Source organism: Mycobacterium sp. NPDC006124 (assembly GCF_040614235.1).
In the GTDB taxonomy this organism is placed as follows: domain Bacteria; phylum Actinomycetota; class Actinomycetes; order Mycobacteriales; family Mycobacteriaceae; genus Mycobacterium.
Window position 1 is genome coordinate 15,445 of record NZ_JBEXUA010000005.1, and the last position, 19,135, is coordinate 34,579.

18 protein-coding genes are annotated in these 19,135 nt (G+C 68.9%); 7 read left to right on the plus strand and 11 right to left on the minus strand.

Translation table 11 applies throughout. The features are described 5' to 3' along the window. Positions 1 to 98 precede the first annotated feature (98 nt). A complete protein-coding gene (locus tag ABZ195_RS12140) occupies positions 99 to 824 on the plus strand; it encodes an alpha/beta fold hydrolase (protein WP_355217931.1) in 726 nt (241 codons plus the stop codon). A 16-nt stretch (positions 825 to 840) separates the two neighbouring features. Here the strand turns inward: ABZ195_RS12140 and ABZ195_RS12145 are convergent, their stop codons facing one another. Beyond that, positions 841 to 2,241 (minus strand): FGGY family carbohydrate kinase, encoded by a 1,401-nt coding sequence (locus tag ABZ195_RS12145; RefSeq protein ID WP_355217933.1) that lies wholly within the window; start codon positions 2,239 to 2,241, stop codon positions 841 to 843. Positions 2,242 to 2,351: 110 nt separating this feature from the next. On the opposite strand from ABZ195_RS12145, the gene ABZ195_RS12150 reads away from it, so the two are divergent. Continuing rightward, positions 2,352 to 3,317 (plus strand): DoxX family protein, encoded by a 966-nt coding sequence (locus ABZ195_RS12150; RefSeq protein ID WP_355217935.1) that lies wholly within the window; start codon positions 2,352 to 2,354, stop codon positions 3,315 to 3,317. Between the two features lie 71 nt (positions 3,318 to 3,388). Here ABZ195_RS12150 and ABZ195_RS12155 read toward each other — a convergent pair whose 3' ends face one another. Both ABZ195_RS12155 and ABZ195_RS12160 read right to left on the minus strand, forming a co-directional pair. Then, a complete protein-coding gene (locus ABZ195_RS12155; protein ID WP_355217936.1) occupies positions 3,389 to 4,789 on the minus strand; it encodes a gluconate:H+ symporter in 1,401 nt (466 codons plus the stop codon). Next, positions 4,786 to 5,283: a gluconokinase gene (locus ABZ195_RS12160; protein WP_355217938.1), complete on the minus strand. Its 498-nt coding sequence runs from the start codon at positions 5,281 to 5,283 to the stop codon at positions 4,786 to 4,788. Before ABZ195_RS12160 ends, ABZ195_RS12155 begins: the two co-directional genes overlap by 4 nt. A 140-nt stretch (positions 5,284 to 5,423) precedes the next feature. On the opposite strand from ABZ195_RS12160, the gene ABZ195_RS12165 reads away from it, so the two are divergent. Then, a complete protein-coding gene (locus ABZ195_RS12165) occupies positions 5,424 to 6,131 on the plus strand; it encodes an FCD domain-containing protein (RefSeq protein ID WP_355217940.1) in 708 nt (235 codons plus the stop codon). On the opposite strand, the gene ABZ195_RS12170 is transcribed toward ABZ195_RS12165, so the two are convergent. After that, entirely contained in the window at positions 6,112 to 6,633 is a 522-nt protein-coding gene (locus ABZ195_RS12170; RefSeq protein ID WP_355217942.1) for a DUF4333 domain-containing protein, read from the minus strand. The genes ABZ195_RS12165 and ABZ195_RS12170 overlap by 20 nt on opposite strands. 48 nt (positions 6,634 to 6,681) lie before the next feature. Here ABZ195_RS12170 and ABZ195_RS12175 point away from each other — a divergent pair, with 48 nt between their 5' ends. After that, a complete protein-coding gene (locus tag ABZ195_RS12175; protein WP_355217944.1) occupies positions 6,682 to 7,569 on the plus strand; it encodes a hypothetical protein in 888 nt (295 codons plus the stop codon). On the opposite strand, the gene ABZ195_RS12180 is transcribed toward ABZ195_RS12175, so the two are convergent. The 4 genes from ABZ195_RS12180 to ABZ195_RS12195 form a co-directional block, all read right to left on the minus strand. After that, positions 7,566 to 7,913, minus strand: coding sequence for a YnfA family protein (locus ABZ195_RS12180; RefSeq protein ID WP_355217946.1), 348 nt, complete (start codon positions 7,911 to 7,913; stop codon positions 7,566 to 7,568). The two genes, ABZ195_RS12175 and ABZ195_RS12180, sit on opposite strands and share 4 nt — an antisense overlap. Next, a complete protein-coding gene (locus tag ABZ195_RS12185; protein WP_355217948.1) occupies positions 7,892 to 9,886 on the minus strand; it encodes a phosphotransferase in 1,995 nt (664 codons plus the stop codon). Before ABZ195_RS12185 ends, ABZ195_RS12180 begins: the two co-directional genes overlap by 22 nt. Before the next feature lie 64 nt (positions 9,887 to 9,950). Then, positions 9,951 to 11,888, minus strand: coding sequence for a primary-amine oxidase (locus ABZ195_RS12190; protein WP_355217950.1), 1,938 nt, complete (start codon positions 11,886 to 11,888; stop codon positions 9,951 to 9,953). 63 nt (positions 11,889 to 11,951) lie between these two features. Further along, a complete protein-coding gene (locus ABZ195_RS12195; RefSeq protein WP_355217952.1) occupies positions 11,952 to 13,460 on the minus strand; it encodes a carboxylesterase/lipase family protein in 1,509 nt (502 codons plus the stop codon). Between the two features lie 77 nt (positions 13,461 to 13,537). On the opposite strand from ABZ195_RS12195, the gene ABZ195_RS12200 reads away from it, so the two are divergent. Next, on the plus strand, positions 13,538 to 14,236 hold the full coding sequence (locus ABZ195_RS12200) for a hypothetical protein (protein WP_355217954.1): 699 nt from the start codon (positions 13,538 to 13,540) through the stop codon (positions 14,234 to 14,236). On the opposite strand, the gene ABZ195_RS12205 is transcribed toward ABZ195_RS12200, so the two are convergent. Continuing rightward, positions 14,226 to 15,005: a rhomboid-like protein gene (locus ABZ195_RS12205; RefSeq protein ID WP_355217956.1), complete on the minus strand. Its 780-nt coding sequence runs from the start codon at positions 15,003 to 15,005 to the stop codon at positions 14,226 to 14,228. The genes ABZ195_RS12200 and ABZ195_RS12205 overlap by 11 nt on opposite strands. 9 nt (positions 15,006 to 15,014) lie before the next feature. Further along, positions 15,015 to 15,881 carry an adenylate/guanylate cyclase domain-containing protein gene (locus tag ABZ195_RS12210; protein WP_355217958.1) on the minus strand — a complete coding sequence of 289 codons (867 nt, stop codon included), beginning with the start codon at positions 15,879 to 15,881 and terminating at the stop codon, positions 15,015 to 15,017. Between the two features lie 213 nt (positions 15,882 to 16,094). Between ABZ195_RS12210 and ABZ195_RS12215 the strand changes: the two genes are divergently transcribed. Then, on the plus strand, positions 16,095 to 17,138 hold the full coding sequence (locus ABZ195_RS12215; RefSeq protein WP_355217960.1) for an oxygenase MpaB family protein: 1,044 nt from the start codon (positions 16,095 to 16,097) through the stop codon (positions 17,136 to 17,138). 4 nt (positions 17,139 to 17,142) lie between these two features. Next, complete coding sequence (locus ABZ195_RS12220; protein WP_355217961.1) at positions 17,143 to 18,384, plus strand: acyl-CoA dehydrogenase family protein; 1,242 nt, start codon at positions 17,143 to 17,145, stop codon at positions 18,382 to 18,384. On the opposite strand, the gene ABZ195_RS12225 is transcribed toward ABZ195_RS12220, so the two are convergent. Next, positions 18,374 to 19,135 carry an RNA methyltransferase gene (locus ABZ195_RS12225; RefSeq protein ID WP_355218510.1) on the minus strand — a complete coding sequence of 254 codons (762 nt, stop codon included), beginning with the start codon at positions 19,133 to 19,135 and terminating at the stop codon, positions 18,374 to 18,376. The two genes, ABZ195_RS12220 and ABZ195_RS12225, sit on opposite strands and share 11 nt — an antisense overlap.

Here is a 19,135-nt window from a genome sequence, read left to right on the forward strand (position 1 = left end):
TACCGGTCTTCGGTCTGTGGTGGTCAGCGCCGATGTGGCCACGCCGTCGCCACGGGAGTCTGAATGCACTCATTCAGGACCGCCCGAAAGGCTCGACCATGACGAACGACACGCTCCGCATCCTCGCCGCCACCTTCGCCTCCGCCGCTGCCGTCCTCGGGCCGCAAGCCGCCGGGTTGGCGCAGGCGGACACGAACCCGTCCTGCGCAGCCGTCGAGGTCGTGTTCGCGCGTGGCACCTTCGAGGCGCCGGGCATCGGTGACACCGGTCAGGCCTTCGTCGACGCCCTCAACGCCCGGCTCGGACAGCCCGTGGGCGTATCCGCCGTCGACTATCCCGCCTCGCTGGACTTCCAGGCCGCCGCCAACGGAGTCGGTGACGCCAGCCGTCAGATCCAGTCGATCGCCACCACATGCCCCGCCACCAAGATCGTCCTGGGTGGCTACTCCCAGGGCGCGGCCGTCGCGGCCTACACCACCGAGAGTGCGGTCCCGGCCGGTTTCACGCTGCCCCCGGCGATCAGCGGACCGATGCCGGCCTCGATCGCCCCGCACGTCGCCGCCGTGGCCCTGTTCGGCACGCCGGACACGTGGTTCCTGAACCTGGTCGACCACTCCGCCCCACCCATCACCATCGGTGAGGCGTACGTGAACAAGACCGTCCAGATGTGCAACCGGGGTGACCCGGTCTGCTCGCCCGGCGGCCTGAACCGGTCTGCCCACAGCGCCTACAAGAGCAATGGCACCGCCGATCAGGCGGCCGCGTTCGTCGTCGCCCAGCTGTCGTCGACCTCGGCGCCGCACACGTCCGTCGACGAGGCGTGACGTCTCCTGGTTCGGGTCAGCGCTGGCCCAACGTGAGGGACTGGGCGGCCCGGTAGCGTTCGAGCACCTCGGGCGTCGACTCTGCGGTGAACGACGACGTCTCGCCGAGGGTCCACGCGGGCGGTTCGTCGTCGCCGGACACCACCCACGCGGCCTGTCGGGCTGCGCCGAGCGCGACGTACTCCGCCGGCGACGGAACGTGAACCGGGACGCCCAGGATTGCCGGGGCGATCCGGCGCACCGCCTCCGACCTGGCCCCGCCACCCACCAGGATGACCCGGCCCGCGTCGACGCCCTGGTTCGAGATCTTCTCCACGCAATACTGAATCGACGCCAGCAGGCCCTCGACGGCGGCGCGGGCGACGTTGGCGGGCAGCATGTTTCGCGTCGTCACGCCGTGTAGCGCGCCAGCGGCGTCCGGCAGGTTCGGCGAGCGCTCGCCGTCGAAGTACGGCACCAGCGTCAACCCCTCCGCACCGGCGGGCGCGGACAACGCAAGCCGGTCGAACTCGTCGAATTCGACGTCGAGCATCTTGGCCACCGCCGCAAGCACCGGCGCGCCGTTGAGGGTGCACACCAGGGGAAGCTGTCGGCCCGTGGCGTCGGCGAAACCGGCCACCAAGCCCTCGGCGTCATGCGGCGCGGCGTCGCCCACCGCGCTCACCACCCCGGAGGTGCCCAGGGACACCACGCAGTCACCCGGCCCGACCCCCAGGCCCAGGGCCGCCGCGGCGTTGTCGCCGGCCCCTGGCCCCAGGACCGCACCCGTGGTGGTCCGGCCCGCGGCCTCCGACGGTCCCACGACCGTCGGCACCGACGGTCTGCGGCCGCGCATCGCAAGCTCGAGCAGATCCGGTTGGTAGGTGCCGTCCTCGGCGGAGAAGTACCCGGTGCCGCTGGCGTCGCTGCGGTCGGTGCGGATGTCGGCGACGTCGGTGGACCCCGACAGCCGCCACGTCAGCCAGTCGTGCGGCAGGCACACCGTCGCAGTCGCGTCGGCGTTCTTGGGTTCGGCGTCGACGAGCCAGCGCAGCTTCGTCGCGGTGATCGACGCCACCGGCACCACGCCGATGCGGTCGGCCCATGCCGCCGGTCCGCCGAGCTCCTCGACGAGCGCCTTGGCGGCCTGGCTGGATCGGGTGTCGTTCCACAGCAACGCCTTGCGCACGATGTTGCCCGCGCCGTTCAGGCAGACCATGCCGTGCTGCTGGGCCCCGACCGAGACCGCGGTGACGTCGTCCAGTCCGCCCGCGGCTGCGGCGGCGTCACCCAGTGCCGCCCACCACGCGGCGGGGTCGACCTCGGTGCCCCCGGGGTGTGGCGCCGATCCGGAGCGGACCGTCTCGCCGGTGTCGGCGTCGCAGATCACGACCTTGCACGATTGGGTGGACGAGTCGATACCCGCGACGAGGGCCACGCCGACCTCCTTCGGTTCTTGGAACGTCCACCTTAATGCGGAGATCCGCACCGAAGACCGGTCATGGCCGGTGGGGTTTGCAACGCGTCCACCTGGGGAACAGACCGCGCATGTTGATTCGACGAATAGCGCGTCCCATGCTGGCCACCACCTTCATCACCCGTGGTGCCGAAGCACTCAAGAGCCCCAAACCAGCCGCCGACGCCGCCCGGCCCACCCTCGAGGGTCTCAGCAAGCTTCCGGATCCCGTCGGCCCCAACGTGCCGACCAACGCCGAGACCGTCGCCAAGGTGACCGCCGGTGTGCAGATCGGCGCCGGCCTGCTGCTGGCCTCGGGCAAGCTGCCCCGCCTCTCGTCGGCCGCACTCGCCGTCAGCGTCGTGCCCGGCAGCCTCGGAAGCCACGCCTTCTGGAACGAGACCGACCCGGTTCGCAAGGCGGCCGAGCGTCGGGCGCTCTTCGCCGACGTCGGCCTCATTGGCGGCCTCATCATCGCGGCCGTCGACCTGGAGGGCCGGCCGTCGCTGGGGTGGCGCGGTCGCCGGGCCGCCCGCAAGGTCGGCGAGCGCGTCACCAGTGTCCTGCCGACCGGACACGACGTCCCCAACGCACTGATCGACGGCGAGCTGGTCGACAAGTGGGGCGAGGGCCTGCAGTCGGGTCTGCACGTCGGTGCCGAACGTGGCCGCGAACTGGCGCAGGTCGCCTACGAGCGCGGCTCGGAGTTGGCCGACGTGGCGCTCGAGCGTGGCACCGAGTTGGCCGACGTGGCCCGCGATCGTGCGCCCAAGATCGCCAAGAAGGCGCGCAAGCGCGGTCTCGAGTTGGCCGAGCTGACCCAGGACCGCAGCACCGAACTCGCCGACGTGGCGCAGAAGCGCGGCGCGAAGCTCGTCGACGTCGCGCGCGACAAGGCACCGGATCTGGCGGGCGCGGCCCGCGACCGCGGCGCCGAACTCGCCGCGTTGGCGCAGGACCGCAGCGCCGAATTCACCACGCTGACGCGCAAGCAGGCCAAGCAGACCCGCAAGGATCTCAAGCGCGCCCAGAAGGAACTCGAGAAGCGCGTTCGCTAGGCACGCACCGCACGCACGAAGGGGCGGGCGTCACCCACGGTGGGTGGCGCCCGCCCCTTCGTCGTGCGGCCCTAGATCACCAGGTCGAGCAGGAGCACGACGCCGAGACCGCTGACCGAGAGCACCGTCTCCATGATCGACCACGTCTTGATGGTCTGGCCCACGGTCAGACGGAAGTACTGGTTGACCAGCCAGAACCCGGCGTCGTTGACATGGGAGAAGAACAGCGAACCGGCGCCGACGGCCAGCACCACCAGCGACACCTCGCCGGTCGGCAAGTCCGCGACGAGGGGCACGATGAGCGACGACGCCGTGATGGTCGCGACCGTCGCCGAGCCCGTGGCGAGCCTGATCAGCACCGCGATCAGCCAGGCCAGGACCAGTACCGAGATGTTGGCGCCCTCGGCCCAGCGAGCCAGCAGGGTGCCGATGCCCGTGTCGACCAGCACCTGCTTGAACCCGCCACCGGCGGCGACGATCAGGATGATGCCCGCCACCGGCGGCAAGCCGGACTCGATGCACCCGGTGATCTCGTTGCGGCTCATCCCGGCGCCCCGGCCGAGGGTGAACATGCCGACGATGACCGCGATGAGCAGCGCGATGAGCGGCGTGCCAAGGGTGTCGAACACCATCCGGACCAGGTTCGCCTTGTCGTCGATGAAGATGTCGACCAGCGCCTTGCCGAGCATCAGCACGACGGGCAGCAGCACCGAGAACAGCGTCACGGCGAAGGACGGCCGCCGCGGGGTCTCGCCGTCGGCGAAGCGGTCCGCGTCGAAGGTGTCGGGCGCGTCGACGACGACCCACTTCCCGGCCAGTTTCCCGAACAGTGGGCCGGCCAGGATGATGGTCGGGATCGCCACGGCGACGCCGAGGGCCAGCGTGACGCCGAGGTCGGCGTCGAGGAGGCCGACGGCGGTCAGCGGGCCGGGGTGCGGCGGCACGAATCCGTGCATCGCCGAAAGGCCTGCCAGAGCCGGGATTCCGACGGTGACCAACGACAGCTGCGAGCGCCGCGAGACCAGATAGATCACCGGGATCAACAGCACCAGGCCGATCTCGAAGAACATCGGAAGGCCGATGATCGCGCCGACCAACGCCATTGCCCACGGCAGCATCCGGGGCGAGGCGTGCCCGACGATGGTGTCGACGATCTCGTCGGCGCCACCGGAGTCGGCGAGCAGTTTGGCGAACATCGCGCCGAGCGCGATGAGAATGCCGACCCCGGCGGCGGTCTCGCCGAAGCCCTTGGTGAACGACGCCAGCACCGTCGTGAGGTTCTCCCCCGCCACCATGCCGACCGTCAGCGCGCCGAACATCAGCGACAGGAAGGGGTGCAGTTTGACGATCGTGATGAGCACGACGATGACCGCGATGCCCACCAGGAACGCGAGCAGGAGGTGAACGCCGGAGGCGACCGGCTCGGTGAGCTTCGGCGCGTCGTCGGCGAGCAGAGTAATTCCGTTCATCATCTCGACTCCCGTTGGGTCAGCGCTACGTACTGGTTGATGATGGAGTCGATGTCCTGGTCGACGTCGACGTCGACTCCGTGTTCGTCGGGTGCCAGCGGCTCGAGCGTGGCGAACTGCGAGGCGAGCAGCGACGCGGGCATGAAGTGACCGGGCCGGCTGGCCTGCCGGCGGCCGATGACCTCGGGAGTTCCGGCCAGATGCAGGAAGTTGACGTCGGCGCAGTGGTGGCGCAACTGGTCCCGGTAGACCCGTTTGAGGGCCGAGCAGCTCATCACGCCGCCGTCGGCGTGGGCGGCCAGCCACTCCCCGATCGATTCGAGCCAGGGGTGTCTGTCGTCGTCGTCGAGGGCGTGACCCGCGGTCATCTTGGCGATGTTCGCGGCGGGATGAAAGTCATCCGCGTCGGCGAAGGGAACGCGCAGACGTTGCGCGAGGGCCGCGCCGACGGTCGACTTCCCCGACCCGGACACACCCATTACGACGATTGGCGCCATGCCGCTGTGACCTCCCGATCCGTGGTACCCGGCTGTGCCAGGCATCACACAGCTTGCCGTAATGATCAGATCATTGCAAGCAAATGACCCAAAAATCTGTCTTTAAACCACTCAGCAAACTTTATGACAAGATGTATGGCGTGTCCGGACCCTCAAACGTCAGCGCTCTGCACGACAACGTGCTCGCGGGAATCGGCGCCGAGATCGTGTCCGGAACGCTGCCTGCCGGAGGCGTGATCAACCTGGAGGGCGTCGGCGTGCAGTACGGCGTGTCCCGCAGTGTGGCGCGGGAGGCCATCCGAGTCCTCGAGTCGATGGGTCTGGTCGCGTCGCGGCGCCGCGTCGGCATCACGATCCAGCCCGTCGAGCGATGGAACGTCTTCGACCCTCGAGTCATCCGCTGGCGACTCGAATCCGGCGATCGCACAGCGCAATTGGTCTCGCTATCCGAACTGCGCCGCGGCTTCGAGCCGACCGCGGCCGCGCTCGCCGCCCGGCGAGCCGACCCCCACCAGTGCCGCATCATGGCCGCCGCAGTGTCGGACATGGTGATGCACGGGCGATCCGGCGATCTGGAGTCATATCTGTTGGCCGACAAGGTGTTTCATCAGACACTGCTCGAAGCCAGCGGCAACGAGATGTTTCGGGCGCTCAACGGCGTCGTCGCCGAAGTGCTCACCGGACGCACCCACCACGGCATGATGCCCGAGAACCCCAACCCGGTGGCCATCGCCCTGCACGACGAAGTGGCCAGGGCCATCCGCCTTCGTGACGAGGCCGCCGCGGAACGCGCCATGCGGGAGATCATCGACGAGGCGGTGACGGACGTCAGTTCGTCCGCAAGGTGAAGTTCATCGTCAGCCCCGACACCTCGGTGACCTCCACCGATCGGCGCGACGACACGCCCCCGGTGACCACGTCACACCCGACGGATGCACCCACCTCACCGCTCAACCCGTCGTCACAGGCCACCGAATCGATGCGCTCCGGGGACTTCTCGGCCACCAGCCGTGCCACCGCCGCTTCCACCTGCTCCCGCGACAACGCCGGGGTCAGGTCGTACTGGATTGCGCCGTCGTCGGTTCCGGTGACGGTGACCACCGGTTGAAAACCGTTCGCCGAACCCACGGCGACGTCGCAGCGCGTCGTGCGGCCCACTTCACCGACCAGATCCGACTCGCACACCACGGTCTGCGGGGGTTCGCCTGCCGCGCCGAGCTTGTCGGCGACGTCCTTCTGCAGGGCGTCCTTGGCGACGACCGGGGTGACGTCGGACCCCGTCACACCGGCGCAACCACCGGTGATCGCGCCCATCAGCGCGAGACTCGCCGCCGCCACCGAGCACCGCATGTCATGCATCCTTGCATCCGTCCGGCGCCTCGGTGGTTGACTGCGCAAGTGAGCAGAACACCGACCACCGCCCGCAGGCTGTTCGACCGCTTCGAACCCGTGCACGCCCTGACCTACTTCGCACCCGAGTCCCGCGAAGCGCTCGGCCAGACCGGTTTCCGCGGATTCTGGATGTGCTACTTCGCCGCTCGGGCCGCCCCGTTCGGTGCCGTCGGCGCAGACGTCGTCACCGCCGTGTTCTACAACTTCGCGCCCTCGCACGTGGCGCGGGCTCTACCCGCCGCATGGGACTTCGCCAGCCCGGCCGACGCACTACGGGCACGGGAGGCCTCCGCGGTCGCCGCCCTCAACCGCTGCGGGGTCGTCGACGGACCCGAGGTGCGAGACGCCGCGGACCTCCTCGCCACCGCAGCGGCCACCGCGCCACTAGACGGACGCCCCCTCTTCGCCGCCAACCACGAGTTGCCGTGGCCCGAGGAGCCGGTCGCCAGGCTGTGGCACGCGAGCACCCTGCTGCGCGAACAGCGCGGGGATTCGCACGTCGCGGTGCTCGTCGCCAACGGCGTCGGCGGTCGCGACTGCAACGTGTTGCACGCGCTCGCCGACCGGGTGCCGCGTGAATTCATCGTGCGAAGCCGCGAGTACGACGACCAGGAGTGGCAGACCTGCGTGGAGCGGCTGCAGGACCGGGGTTACGTCGACGGCCAAGGCGCGCTGACGGATTCGGGCCGGGAGTTCAAGCATCACCTGGAGGAGACGACCGACCGGTTGTCGCTGTCGGCGTTCGACGCCCTCGACGACGGCGAACTGGAACGCCTCTTCCATACGTTGACCCCGTTGACCAGGGCGGTGGTTGCCGGCGGCGACATCCCCGCCGCCACGCCGATGGGTCTCGGGCGCCACGACCTCGACGACGACGGCGCGCATCTGACCTAGCGCGGGCCGTACATGATCAGACCGACCCCGAGTAGGCAGACCACAGCGCCCGTGACGTCCCAGCGGTCGGGCCGGAACCCGTCGGCGACCATGCCCCACAGCAGGGAACCCACGATGAAGATGCCGCCGTAGGCCGCCAGCACGCGACCGAAGTTGGCGTCGGGCTGGAACGCCGCGACGAAGCCGTAGGCCCCGAGCGCCAGCACCCCGGCGCCGGCCCACAACCAGCCCCGATGCTCCCGGACGCCCTGCCAGATCAGCCAGGCGCCACCGATCTCCAGCAGCGCCGCCATCACGAACAGCACCACCGACTTGAGGACCGTCACTTCTGGTTGCGGTTCCATTCCAGCCAGCCGACCCCGCGGCGGCCGTCGTTCGTCGTCACGGTGGCCCAGGCTCGGGGGAACTTGCTCACCCGGCCGTCCGGTGAGACCAGCAGCACCGGCGCGTGGCCGCGCACGTCGATCGTCGCGGTGAGGTCACCCGGTGTGATCTGCAGGGTGGTGCCGACGGGTAAGTCGTCGTCGCCGAACGTCTCTCGCGCGACGACCGTCTGCAGCTCGACGATCTGCCCGTCGCGCTGGACGTAACCGGCGGCCAACGGCGGCGCGCCGGGGATGCGGAGATCCAGACCGTGGACGTGGGTGCCGTCGTCGAGGTGCAACGCACTCCAGACCCACTCCATGCTCCACCAGTCCCGAGCCGCCCACGAGTGGTCCCGCTGACCGGGCACCTCGGCGAACTCGTACGAATTACCCTCGACCCGAACCGTTCCCGACACCGTGCACGGGATCTCGTAGCGGGTCGACAGGCGGTACTGATACGGGGTGCCGTCGGTGGTCCACACCAAGTCCATCTCGAGATCGACTGGCCTTCCCGCGCGCCCGGCGAGGAGGTCGGCCGGATCGTCGTGGGCCTCTCCCCTGCCCCGGAGCGTCACCCGATGGGACTGCAACGGCGCGGTGACGTCGAGTTCCAGCTCGACGCCGTCGGCGTGTACCCGGGTGTGGTCGGCCGGCAGCGGCGCCTCGAAGTCGAGCACGGCGATGGTGGGCATGTTCGGACCGCACAGCAGCGCGTTGATCCAGGCGTGGCCCTGGTTCGGAATCAGCCCGAGGCGCAACCATCCGCCGACCTCCTGGTCGGGGTCGACGAAGTCGAAGTACCAGCTCTCGCTCCACAGCGGTTCATCCGACTGTTCGTGGCGGCCTTCGTCTTCGGGCAAGGGACGCAACGGTTCTGGTTGCGACGGCGGGGGCAGCACGGCCAGTGCGTCGGTGTCCAGGACGTGTTGGCAGTGCCGGGCGATCATCGTCATGAACATTCGGTCGCCGCGTTCGGTGCGCTCGACCAGCATGGGCGACACGATCGACATCATCACGCCGAAGAAGCTCTGGCGCCGCACGCCGTCGCGCATGTCGTCGAGGGTCACCGCGGGGTCCGGCCCGAGTGCGTCGTAGTAGATGCGCAACAGTGCATCGACGTGCTCACGGCGCCGTTCAGCCGGCAACGCACATCCCAGGAAGTAGGCGACGTCGGTCATCGCCGGTCCCCAGGTGACGGTCTGCCAGTCGACGACGGTGAGCGGACGGTCGGCGCCCTCCTGGCCAAAGAGCATGTTGTCCAGGCGGAAGTCGCCGTGCACCAGGCCCTGCGGCCGGCCGGACGCGGCTTCGGCGGCGAGGTAGTCGTCGAAGGCTGCGACCAGGCGCTCGCACACCTCGCGATGTTCGGGGCTGACCTCGTCGCGGTACCGCTCCACGAAGCCGGCATACAGGGCGCCCATCAGACCCTGGTTCAGTGGCGACTCCCGGTTGAGCCACTGCGCGTCGGCGAGGGCGGCGTCGCCCAGCAGCGGACCGTGTACATGGCCCAGCTGCATCAGCGCCATCGTCGCCTGCTCCACCGTCGCGCCGCCGATCTCGTCGCCGACCACGGCCGGCGCGGCGTCGCTCAGCAGCAGATCGAACGCACCCGTCAGCGGATCGTAGGCGGCGTGGTGACACTCGGACACGGGTCCGCCGAGCCCGGGTGCCACGTCGGTGTAGAACCGGACCTCGCGTTCGTAGAGGCCCATCGCCAGGCCGGTCTGCCTGCTGCTGGGGTCGGCGGCGGCGACCTTGAGCACCACCGAGGCCGGCCCGACCTCGCCGTCGGCGTAGGTCAGCCCCACCCGGTAGCACTCACTCATCTGTCCGGTACCGATGCGGTCGACGGTGAAGTCGTCGACGCGTCCCGCGCCAAGGGCGGCGGTCAGCCAGTCGGCGGTGAGATCGGCTGGTCGTTCGATGAGGGCGTTGGCGAGGAAGGGCTGCACGCCGCTCACCTTAATCAGGGGTCGGCACCCGTGAAACCCTTTTCGGGTAGAAACTTGACAGGCGTCAACTCTGCGGGTGGCAGGTGTCCGACACCGTCGCCGGCACGTCCAGTGCCGGGTTGCGATCGAAGAATCCGAACGGCTTGAGCCAGAAGGAGACGACGTCGACCGGCATCACCGGCCAATCCTCGGGTCGCGTGATGTGGTGCAGGCCGAACACGTACCAGAGCACGACGTCGGTGTTCTCGATGGGCCGGTTGGCCTTGGTCCACTGCCCCAACCCGGTGTCCTCGGCCGACTGGTTGACGAATTCTCCCGCGGGCCAGCGTTCGTCAGCCGAGTTCGGCGTGACCCACAGGGTATGCCCGATGACGTTGGCGCGCTTGAGGACTGGCGATGCGGGGTCGAACATCGCTGGGATGGCGCCGCCGGGCACGAGCTTGTAGGACGGATGGGTGCCCAGACCGTTGGTCACATTCGGGTTGACCACCTTCCATGCGCGCTGGGTGCCGAAGTCGACGTCCTGCATGCCCTCGCTCTCGGTGCGCAGCGGGACGTTGCGCGTCACCAGCGACAAGCCGTACGGGTTGTCCGGTCCCATCGGCTCGGCGTAGGACTCCGACATGACGACGGTGTTGTCGGTGCCGTCGACGTCCATGTCGAGCCGGGCCACCAGGAAGTGCTGGTGGAACGGCGCATACGTGCGTTCGTCGACCAGCGTGCCGTTCGGATTCGGGGCACCCGCGGCCAGCGGCGTGGTCACCATGATGCCGGTGGCGCGGACCTCGCATTCGATGTTGCCGTCCTGATACAGCCGCCAGTAGACCAGGTATTCGTAATTGGCGACCGTCACGTGAAAGGAGATGGTGAGGCGACGCATCCGCCGCACCTCGGCGCCCGAGTCGTGGTCCACGTGCTTCCACAACACCGCGCCGTCCTCTTCGTGGATGCAGATGGCGTTGGTGATGGTGTACGGCTCGCCCGTGCTGTCGTGCATCACGGCGTCGAGGTAGCGGATCTCACCGAGGCAGTCGCACCCGAGTTCCAGCGAGGTCGTCATGAAGCCGAGGCCCCACTCGCCGATGTCGAAGGCGGTCCGGCGGTAGTGGTCGGCCGACGAGTCGCGGTACGGAACGATCATCTCGGCGAACGACATTCGATGGGCGATCGAGCGCTCGCGGTCGCCGTCGCGGTAGCGCACGGTGTGCAGGGTCATGCCCTCCCGGTAGTTGAACCCGATGCGCAACGACCAGTTCTGCCACCGCAGCAGGTTGCCCTCCAGGGTGAACGACGGCCCCTGGGGCTGGGTGATGAGCAGCGGCGTGAGCGGCTCGCGCGTCGATGCTGCCCGGATGCGCTCGGGAACGTGTGCGGGCGCGTATTCGCCCATCACGTCCGGGGTTTCGACGCCCCCGTCGTCCTCGACCCGCAAGACCTCCATGGTGTTCAGGTCGACGACGCAATGCAGACCGCTGACCAGGTGTGCATAGGGGTTGGCGTCGGGCGCGTCCTTGCGCCACGTGTCCGACCACCCGAGTCGGCGGCCGCGGAACTCCGCGGGGGCGACCGCGTCGCCGAAGGTCCAGGTGTCCATGAAGACGTCGTCCAGGTCGGTGATGCCCCGCTTGGCCAAAGCGGCGATCACCTCGGGGTCCCGCCGCAGGAGCTGGTCGCACTCGTGGAATTCGTCCACGGTGAAGTTGGCCTGGACGCCGGGCACGTGGTCGAACGCCTCGACGCGGTCGTCGGTCACCGAGACCACCGCCTTGTAGGTGGCGTTGGCCGCCCTGTCGAAGCAGATCACGACGGCCCGGCGCGGGGGCACCTCGCCGACGTCGTCGAACCGCCGCAGCTGCTCCTTGTCGGGCTCGACCAGTTCGATCGACGCGAACCGCCACCCCAACCCGGAAGCCGGGGCCGCCTCGACCTGATGTTCCCGGCGCAACACCGCAGCGACAGCGCTGAATTCGTCGGAGGACAGAGGATCGAGTGGGTGCGTCACCTCACCACTCGACCACGTCGACGACGGTCGCGCGAGAGGATCGCCGGAAACCCGGGACGGTCGTCAGCTCGACGTCAGCGTAAACCCCTCCCACGCCCGCCGGCGGTCGGCGTTGGGGTCGTATTCGAGACGCGAATGCCGGTCGAAGACCAGCACCGCGCGCTCGTCGGCGGTGTACCGAGGCCAGCCCTCGCCCGGTGATCCGGTGCGGCTGAACGCCCGCCACCGGGATTGCACGTCGTTGGACACCCGTCGCGCCGAGCGGCGGTCGGCGACCGCCGTCATCAGTGACCCGAACCGGGTGCGGTAGACGTCGAATACGGCGAACAACTCCGTCGCGTGGGTGGCGCCCAGACCCGACAGATGGAACGTGCGCGGCGCGTAGTCGTAGCGGTAGACGTAGGTCGGGGCGTGCTGCCCGTGGGCGGAGGCGATCTGCCATGCCGCGGTCCCGAAGGCGAAGTCGCCGCCCAAGCGAATACAGGCACTGGGGCTCGGGTAGCCGGGGTACGCCTTGGTGATTCGCTCCCGGAGTTCGACGTCGGAGTCGGCGAGGAGCAACTCGATCGCAGGCTCCGTCGTCGGCAGCAGTTGCAGGAAGCGAGTGAACAGCCGCCCCTCGTCGCGGTTGGTGCCGACGATGAGCGGCACCCGGTGAGCCGTGCCGTCACGCATGGCCTGCAACGGATCCTGCGGCAGCAGTTTCGTGCCGTAGGTCGGTCCGACGGGGAAGGCGCCGCGCATTTCGGTCATGCCGAGTCGCATGACGGCGTTCAGTGCGTCGATCAGCTGGGCGGGCCTGGCGTTCATCAACGCGGTGACCCCGTGCTCGGGGGTGGCACCCAACTCGCGCACGAAGTCGTTGGCGAAGGCGGCCGCGACGTCGGGTGGACCAGCCATGCCACTGGCCGGACTCTCCGAAATGACTTGCGCAAAGAGGCCTTTGGCCTCAGGCACTGCCATCAGGGTTGCGACCGCATGGGCACCGGCGCTCTCGCCGAAGATCGTCACGTTGTCCGGGTCGCCGCCGAATACGGCGACGTTGTCGCGGACCCACCGCAGGGCCATGACCAAGTCCCGCAGGAAGAGGTTGTCCTCGATGGGGTGCTCGGGCGTCGACAACGCAGACAAGTCCAGGCAACCGAGTGCGCCCAGTCGGTAGTTCACCGACACGTAGACGCATCCGCGGCGCGCCATCGAGGCGCCGTCGTAGATCGGGGTGGCCGAGCTGCCGAGGATGTACCCGCCGCCGTGGATGAAGAACATGACGGGCAAGGGGGTGTCGGATGGGGTCTCGGGAGTAACCACGTTGAGCGTCAGGCAGTCTTCGCTCATCGGCTGGAAACGACCCACGCCGAGCATCGTGTACTTGCGCTCCTGCGGCGCACAGTAGGTGAACCCGTGGCAGTAGCGAACCCCTGGCCACGGCTGGACCGGCCGAGGGGCGCGCAGCCGTAACGGCCCCACGGGCGGCTGGGCGTACGGGACGGACCGCCATCGGTGAACCCCGTCGGCGGTGAAACCCTCGATGACGCCGCTGTCGACGGCCACGCGAATGGTGCGTTCGTGCATGACCCGACGTTAGCGAACATCACGCCGCCCGACGTGCCTGACGGGCCGTCCGACCTGCGACCGCTACCCTGGTCGCCATGCGCATAGCCCTTCTGGTGGCCGTGTCTGCCCTGGTGGCGGGCTGTTCGGGCGGTGCGGACGGGACATCTGACCGCGCCGAATCGACTACCGCCACCACCGGTGCGACGAGTAGCCAGAACCCGTCGTCGACGTCGACGCGGGCCACGACGCCAGCACCGATTGCCGCTACGCCACCGCGACAGGGCGCGGCAATCGCCGACGTCGTCGCGTGGATCGAGGCCGCGACGCCCGCCGACGTCGCCCGTTACCACTCGATGACCCGCGGCGGCGACACCACCGACCTGGGTGCGGACGTCGCGTTCACCACCGCGGGTGCCGAGACCAACTGCGTCACCAACCGCTATCAGGACGGGGCGCTGGCCTGCCTGGTGAAGCTTGCCGACCCTCCGCCGCGACCCCCCGGCCTCGAGACGGCGTGGAAGGCCAACTGGGTCGACTTCACCGGCACCACGGTCGACGTGGGCTCACCACACGGTGACCCCGGTCCGTTCGTCGACGGCACGGGCGCCGAACTGCCCAACGGCGAGAGTCTGGCCTTCGGCGACTACCGGTGCCGCGCGGACACCGCGGGCCTGTTCTGCGTCGACTACTCCCATCAAACGGCGGTCGCGCTGAGCGCCCGTGGCGTCGAGCCGTTCGGTTGCCTGCAGAAGACGGCCCCGCCGGCCGACATCGGACTCCGCTTCAGCTGCTGACGGGTTCTGGGAAGGACCGCCGCTGCGCCCACACCCACCCACCGGCCGCGGCGGCGAGCGCTCCCGCCAGTCCCGCCTCGGCGGCCGAGCCAAGCGTGCCGGGAGTGCTGGTGAACACCAGGAACCCGAAGGTCGCGGCCACCGCCAACAGCCCCATCAGAGGATGGGTCCACGGCCGCGGCACTCCGAAACGCGTTGCGACGAGCATGCCCAGCACCAGCGCCACGAGGTGGCCGACGTCGGTGAAGTCAGCCCCGGCGACCACGGCGGTCAACGCCACCGCCAGCCACCAGCCGATCCAGGCTGGTCGCCACCGACGGGGAATCGCGGGGGTGATGGCGCCGAGCACCGCCGTAGCGCCGTAGCTCATCCCGACGTCGGCGGCGCGGCTCACGCTTCGGGGCAGCCAGCCGTGGCTCACCGCCGCCCAGAGTCCGGCCGCCACCAGTAGCGTGGCGCCGATGTGGCCCACCGCGAAGGCCACCATCAATCGTCGACTGCGCCACAGCAATTCGGCCAATGCGAGCAGGCACGTCAGGCCCGGCAGCCAGTAGACCAACGGTCCGGCGTCGACGACGAACGCGCTGCCGAGCAACGTGCCGAGGTGGCCGTGCCGCAGATTGTGCAGGTTGGTACTGGTGTGCCGGATTATCCGGTCCTGAACGGCGGGGTCGAGATCCACCAAGATCATCGTGACGACGGAGAGCACGACGGCGTAGCCCGCGGTCACCCGAACGCGGGCCAGTCGAGCGAACGTCGCAGCCACCATCGACGTCGACTATGCCCCCGGCGCCTCCGCCTCGACCTCGTCGCTACCTGGAAGCTCCCTGCGAGTCTTCACCCAATACATCACGAGGTCGTCGGGCACTCCGGGGGCCTTGGCCGAGAACAGTTGCCTGCGCACACGTTTGACGGTGATTCCGAGTGCGTCGAAGTCCTCGTCGGAGATGCCCTCCAGGGTCGCGTTGGAGACCACCAGGCCGCCTCTGGTGGCGCGGTCCATCACCCGTGCCGCGACGTTGACGTCGACGCCCAGCCAGTCCGAGCCGATGCGTTGCGGCCGACCGGTGTGAATTCCGGCGCGCATCATTGGCGTGTACCCGCCGACCTCGACGGACTTCACCGCCTCCAGGGCCCTCAACACGGATCCGACAGCAGTCGCAGGATCGCGGAACACCGCCATCGCGCCGTCGCCCATCCGCTTGACGATCCGCCCGCCTGCCTCGAGCAGTGGCGGTTCGGTCACCTGGGTGACTCGCCGGACCAACTTGAGCACGGCGTCGTCCCCGGCGCGCAGCGACCAGTCCGAGAATCCGACGAGATCGGTGAACACCAGCGTCACCTCGGGATTGGCGGGTTGGCCCGACACCCGTTCGGTCAGCGCCTGCCACACCTGCAGACCCGCGAGGCTGACCTCGCGCGAGGCGGCGTTGCGATCCAGGATGCGATCGGCCGCACGCGCCGCCGCCCTCGGGCCGCCGACACCCGCCGCCGACAGCGGATCCCCGAAGTCGGGGTCACCGGGCAGCAGTCGACGAGCACGTCTGACGAGAGCGACGATGCCCTCGTCGTGATTGGTGTTCCTCAACCAACGCAACGGACCGCCGCCGTCGCCGGACCGTTCCTCGAACGATTCGGCCTCCACGCGGACCAGCCTAGGTGTCTGGGACGGCACCGGCGGTGGGGCGTCGCTCACAGCCCCGGCACCGGCCGGGGTCGAGCCAGGTCACGGTGGCGTCAAGAGCCGACACCCGAACGGGTGACGACGACCGCCGCGCCGTCCGGCGATCGTGGACAACGTGCGTTGTCACGCATACGTTGGGCAGACGACCCGACCTCGTACGGCTGTGAGGACGCAGTGCCCCGAACCGCGAAGCCCCCGACCACCGCCGACCCCCTCGGCCCCGAGTCCTTGACCTGGAAGTACTTCGGCGACCTCCGCACGGGCCTGCTGGGCGTGTGGATCGGCGCCATGCAGAACATGTACCCGCAGCTCGGCGCCGGCGTCGAGGAACACTCGTTGTTGCTGCGTGAGCCGCTGCAGCGCGTCGCCAGGTCGGTCTATCCGATCATGGGAGTCGTCTACGACGGCGACCGCGCCCCGCAGACGGGGGAACAGATCAAGGGCTACCACCAGACCATCAAGGGCACCGACGCCGACGGCCGCCGCTACCACGCGCTCGACCCCGAGACCTTCTACTGGGCGCACGCCACCTTCTTCATGCTGATCGTGAAGACCGCCGAATACTTCTGCGGCGGACTGTCGGATGCCGAGAAGCGCCAGCTGTTCGACGAGCACGTCCAGTGGTACCGGATGTACGGCATGAGCATGCGCCCCGTACCAGCGAGCTGGGAGGACTTCCAGGTCTATTGGGACACCACGTGCCGTGAGGAGCTGGAGATCAACCGGGCGACACTCGACATCTTCTCCATCCGCATCCCCAAGCCCTGGTTCGTCGCGTTGCCCACCCCGGTCTGGGACCAACTGTTCAAGCCGATGGTCGCCGGGCAACGATGGATCGCCGCGCACCTGTTCGACCCCGAGGTCCGGGAGCGGGCCGGCATGCGCTGGACCCCGGGTGACGAGGTGGTGCTGCGCCTGTTGGGCAAGCTCGTCGAGCTGGCGTTCGTCGCGGTGCCCGACGAGGTCCGCTTGCACCCAAGGGCCGTGGCGGCCTACAGGCGGGCGTCGGGCCGATCGCGAGCCGACGCCCCGCTCGTCGAGGCGCCGGCCTTCATGGGTCCCCCACGCGACCGCCGGGGTCTGCCGATGCACTACGTCTCCGGCGGGTCATCCGCGTCGGCGCTCATCGAACGGGTCGGTTCGCTGGTGCACACCACGTTCTCCCTGGCAGGTCTGCGCCCGGCGCGCGGCCGGCACGAGCAACGAAGGGCTGCGTGAACTCGTGCTCGAATGGTCAGACGTCGACGTCGCGGTACGCGACGCGGTCCGAGAGTTCGTCGACCGGGAGGTCCGACCCCACGTCGACGAACTCGAGAGCGGCGACATGGCGCCCTACCCGGTCATCCGAAAGTTGTTCGCCACCTTCGGCATCGACGCGATGGCCAAGGAGTCGCTGCAGAAGCGGCTCGCTGCGATGCGCGAGGGTCAGACATCCTCCGGCGGCGGATCCTCGGGTGGCATGTTCGGCGGTGGCGGTGCCCAGGCCGGCATGGGCTTCGTGCTGATCAGTGAATTGTGCCGCGTCAGCATGGGTCTGGTCACGGGGGTGGGCGTCAGCCTGTGTCTGACCGTTCCGACGATCGCGTCGCGGGGCACGCTGGCGCAGCAGGAGCGCTGGCTGCCCGAACTCGTCACCTACGAGAAGATCGGCGCCTGGGCGATCACGGAGCCCGATTCGGGCTCCGACGCATTCGGTGGCATGAAGTCCGCCGTCGTGCGCGACGGGGACGGCTACGTCCTCAACGGACAGAAGACCTTGATAACCAACGGGCCGGACGCCGACGTCACGGTGGTCTACGCGAAACTCGCCGACAGCGCGACGGAGCCGCGAGACCGAAAGGTGCTCACCTTCGTCCTCGACAAGGGCATGGAGGGCTTCGTGCAGTCGAAGCCGTTCCGCAAGATGGGCATTCACAGCTCGCGGACCGGCGAGCTGTCCTTCCACGACGTGCGGCTCGGTCGCGACCGGTTGCTGGGCGAGACCGAAGAGGACGGCGGACGCGGTGACGGTCGAGACAGCGCCCGGTCCAACTTCTCCGCCGAGCGGATCGGCGTCGCCGCGATGGCCCTCGGGGTGATCGAGGAATGTCTGCGGCTCTGCGTGGACTATGCCAAGTCGCGCACGCTGTGGGGCCAGGAGATCGGCCAGTTCCAGCTGATTCAGCTCAAGCTGGCGAACATGGAGGTGGCCCGGATCAACGTGCGCAACATGCTGTTTCGCGTCATCGAGGCCGCCCAGACCGGTGCGTCGATTTCGTTGCCCGAAGCCTCCGCGATGAAGTGGTACTGCTCGCAGGCAGCCACCGACGTCGCCATGGAAGCCGTACAGATCTTTGGCGGCAACGGATACATGACCGAGTACCGCGTCGAGCAACTCGCCCGCGACGCCAAGTCGCTGATGATCTACGCGGGAAGCAACGAGGTTCAGATCACCCACGTCGCCAAGGGGCTGCTCAGCGGTTGACGCGTGAGCTCTCGTAGAGGCAAATGGCCGCCGCGGCCGCGACGTTGAGACTCTCCGCACTCCCCCGCATGGGGATGCGGACCCGCACGTCGGCCGCCTCGGCGACGTCGACGGGCAGCCCGTGGGCCTCCGAGCCGAAGAGCCAGGCGGTCGGCACGGCGAGATCCAGTTCGTCGATCGACCGCTCGCCGTCGAGCGTCGCGGCCATCACCACCAGTCCGGCGTAGACCATGTCGCGAACGAGGGATAGCGTGTCCGGCGCTTCGACCACGGGTACGGAGAAGATGCTGCCCGCAGAGGCCCGTAGGCACTTCGCGTTGTAGGGGTCGACGCCGTCACCGGCCAGGATGAGTGCGTCGGCGCCCATGGCATCGGCAAGTCGGATCAGCGTGCCCGCGTTGCCGGGGTCCGAGGTGTCCACGGCGACGGCGATCAATCGCGGGGTGGACAGCACGTCGGCCAGCGACGCCGACGGCGCCCGGCACACCGCCACCAACCCGACGGGAGTGACGGTGTCCGACAACGCCTTTGCGGCCCGATCGGTGACCGGGTGAACGGGGGCGTCAACCAACAGATCGCCGAACCGCTCGGCGGCCGCCTCGGTGACGAAGACCTCGTCGACGAGACCACGCCGCAACGCAGACTCGACGAGGTTGGGACCTTCGGCGAGAAAGCGCGCGGCGTGGCGACGACCGGCCGGACGCTGCAGCTTGATCGCCGCAGCTACCCGGTTGGACTTCTCGGTGAGCAG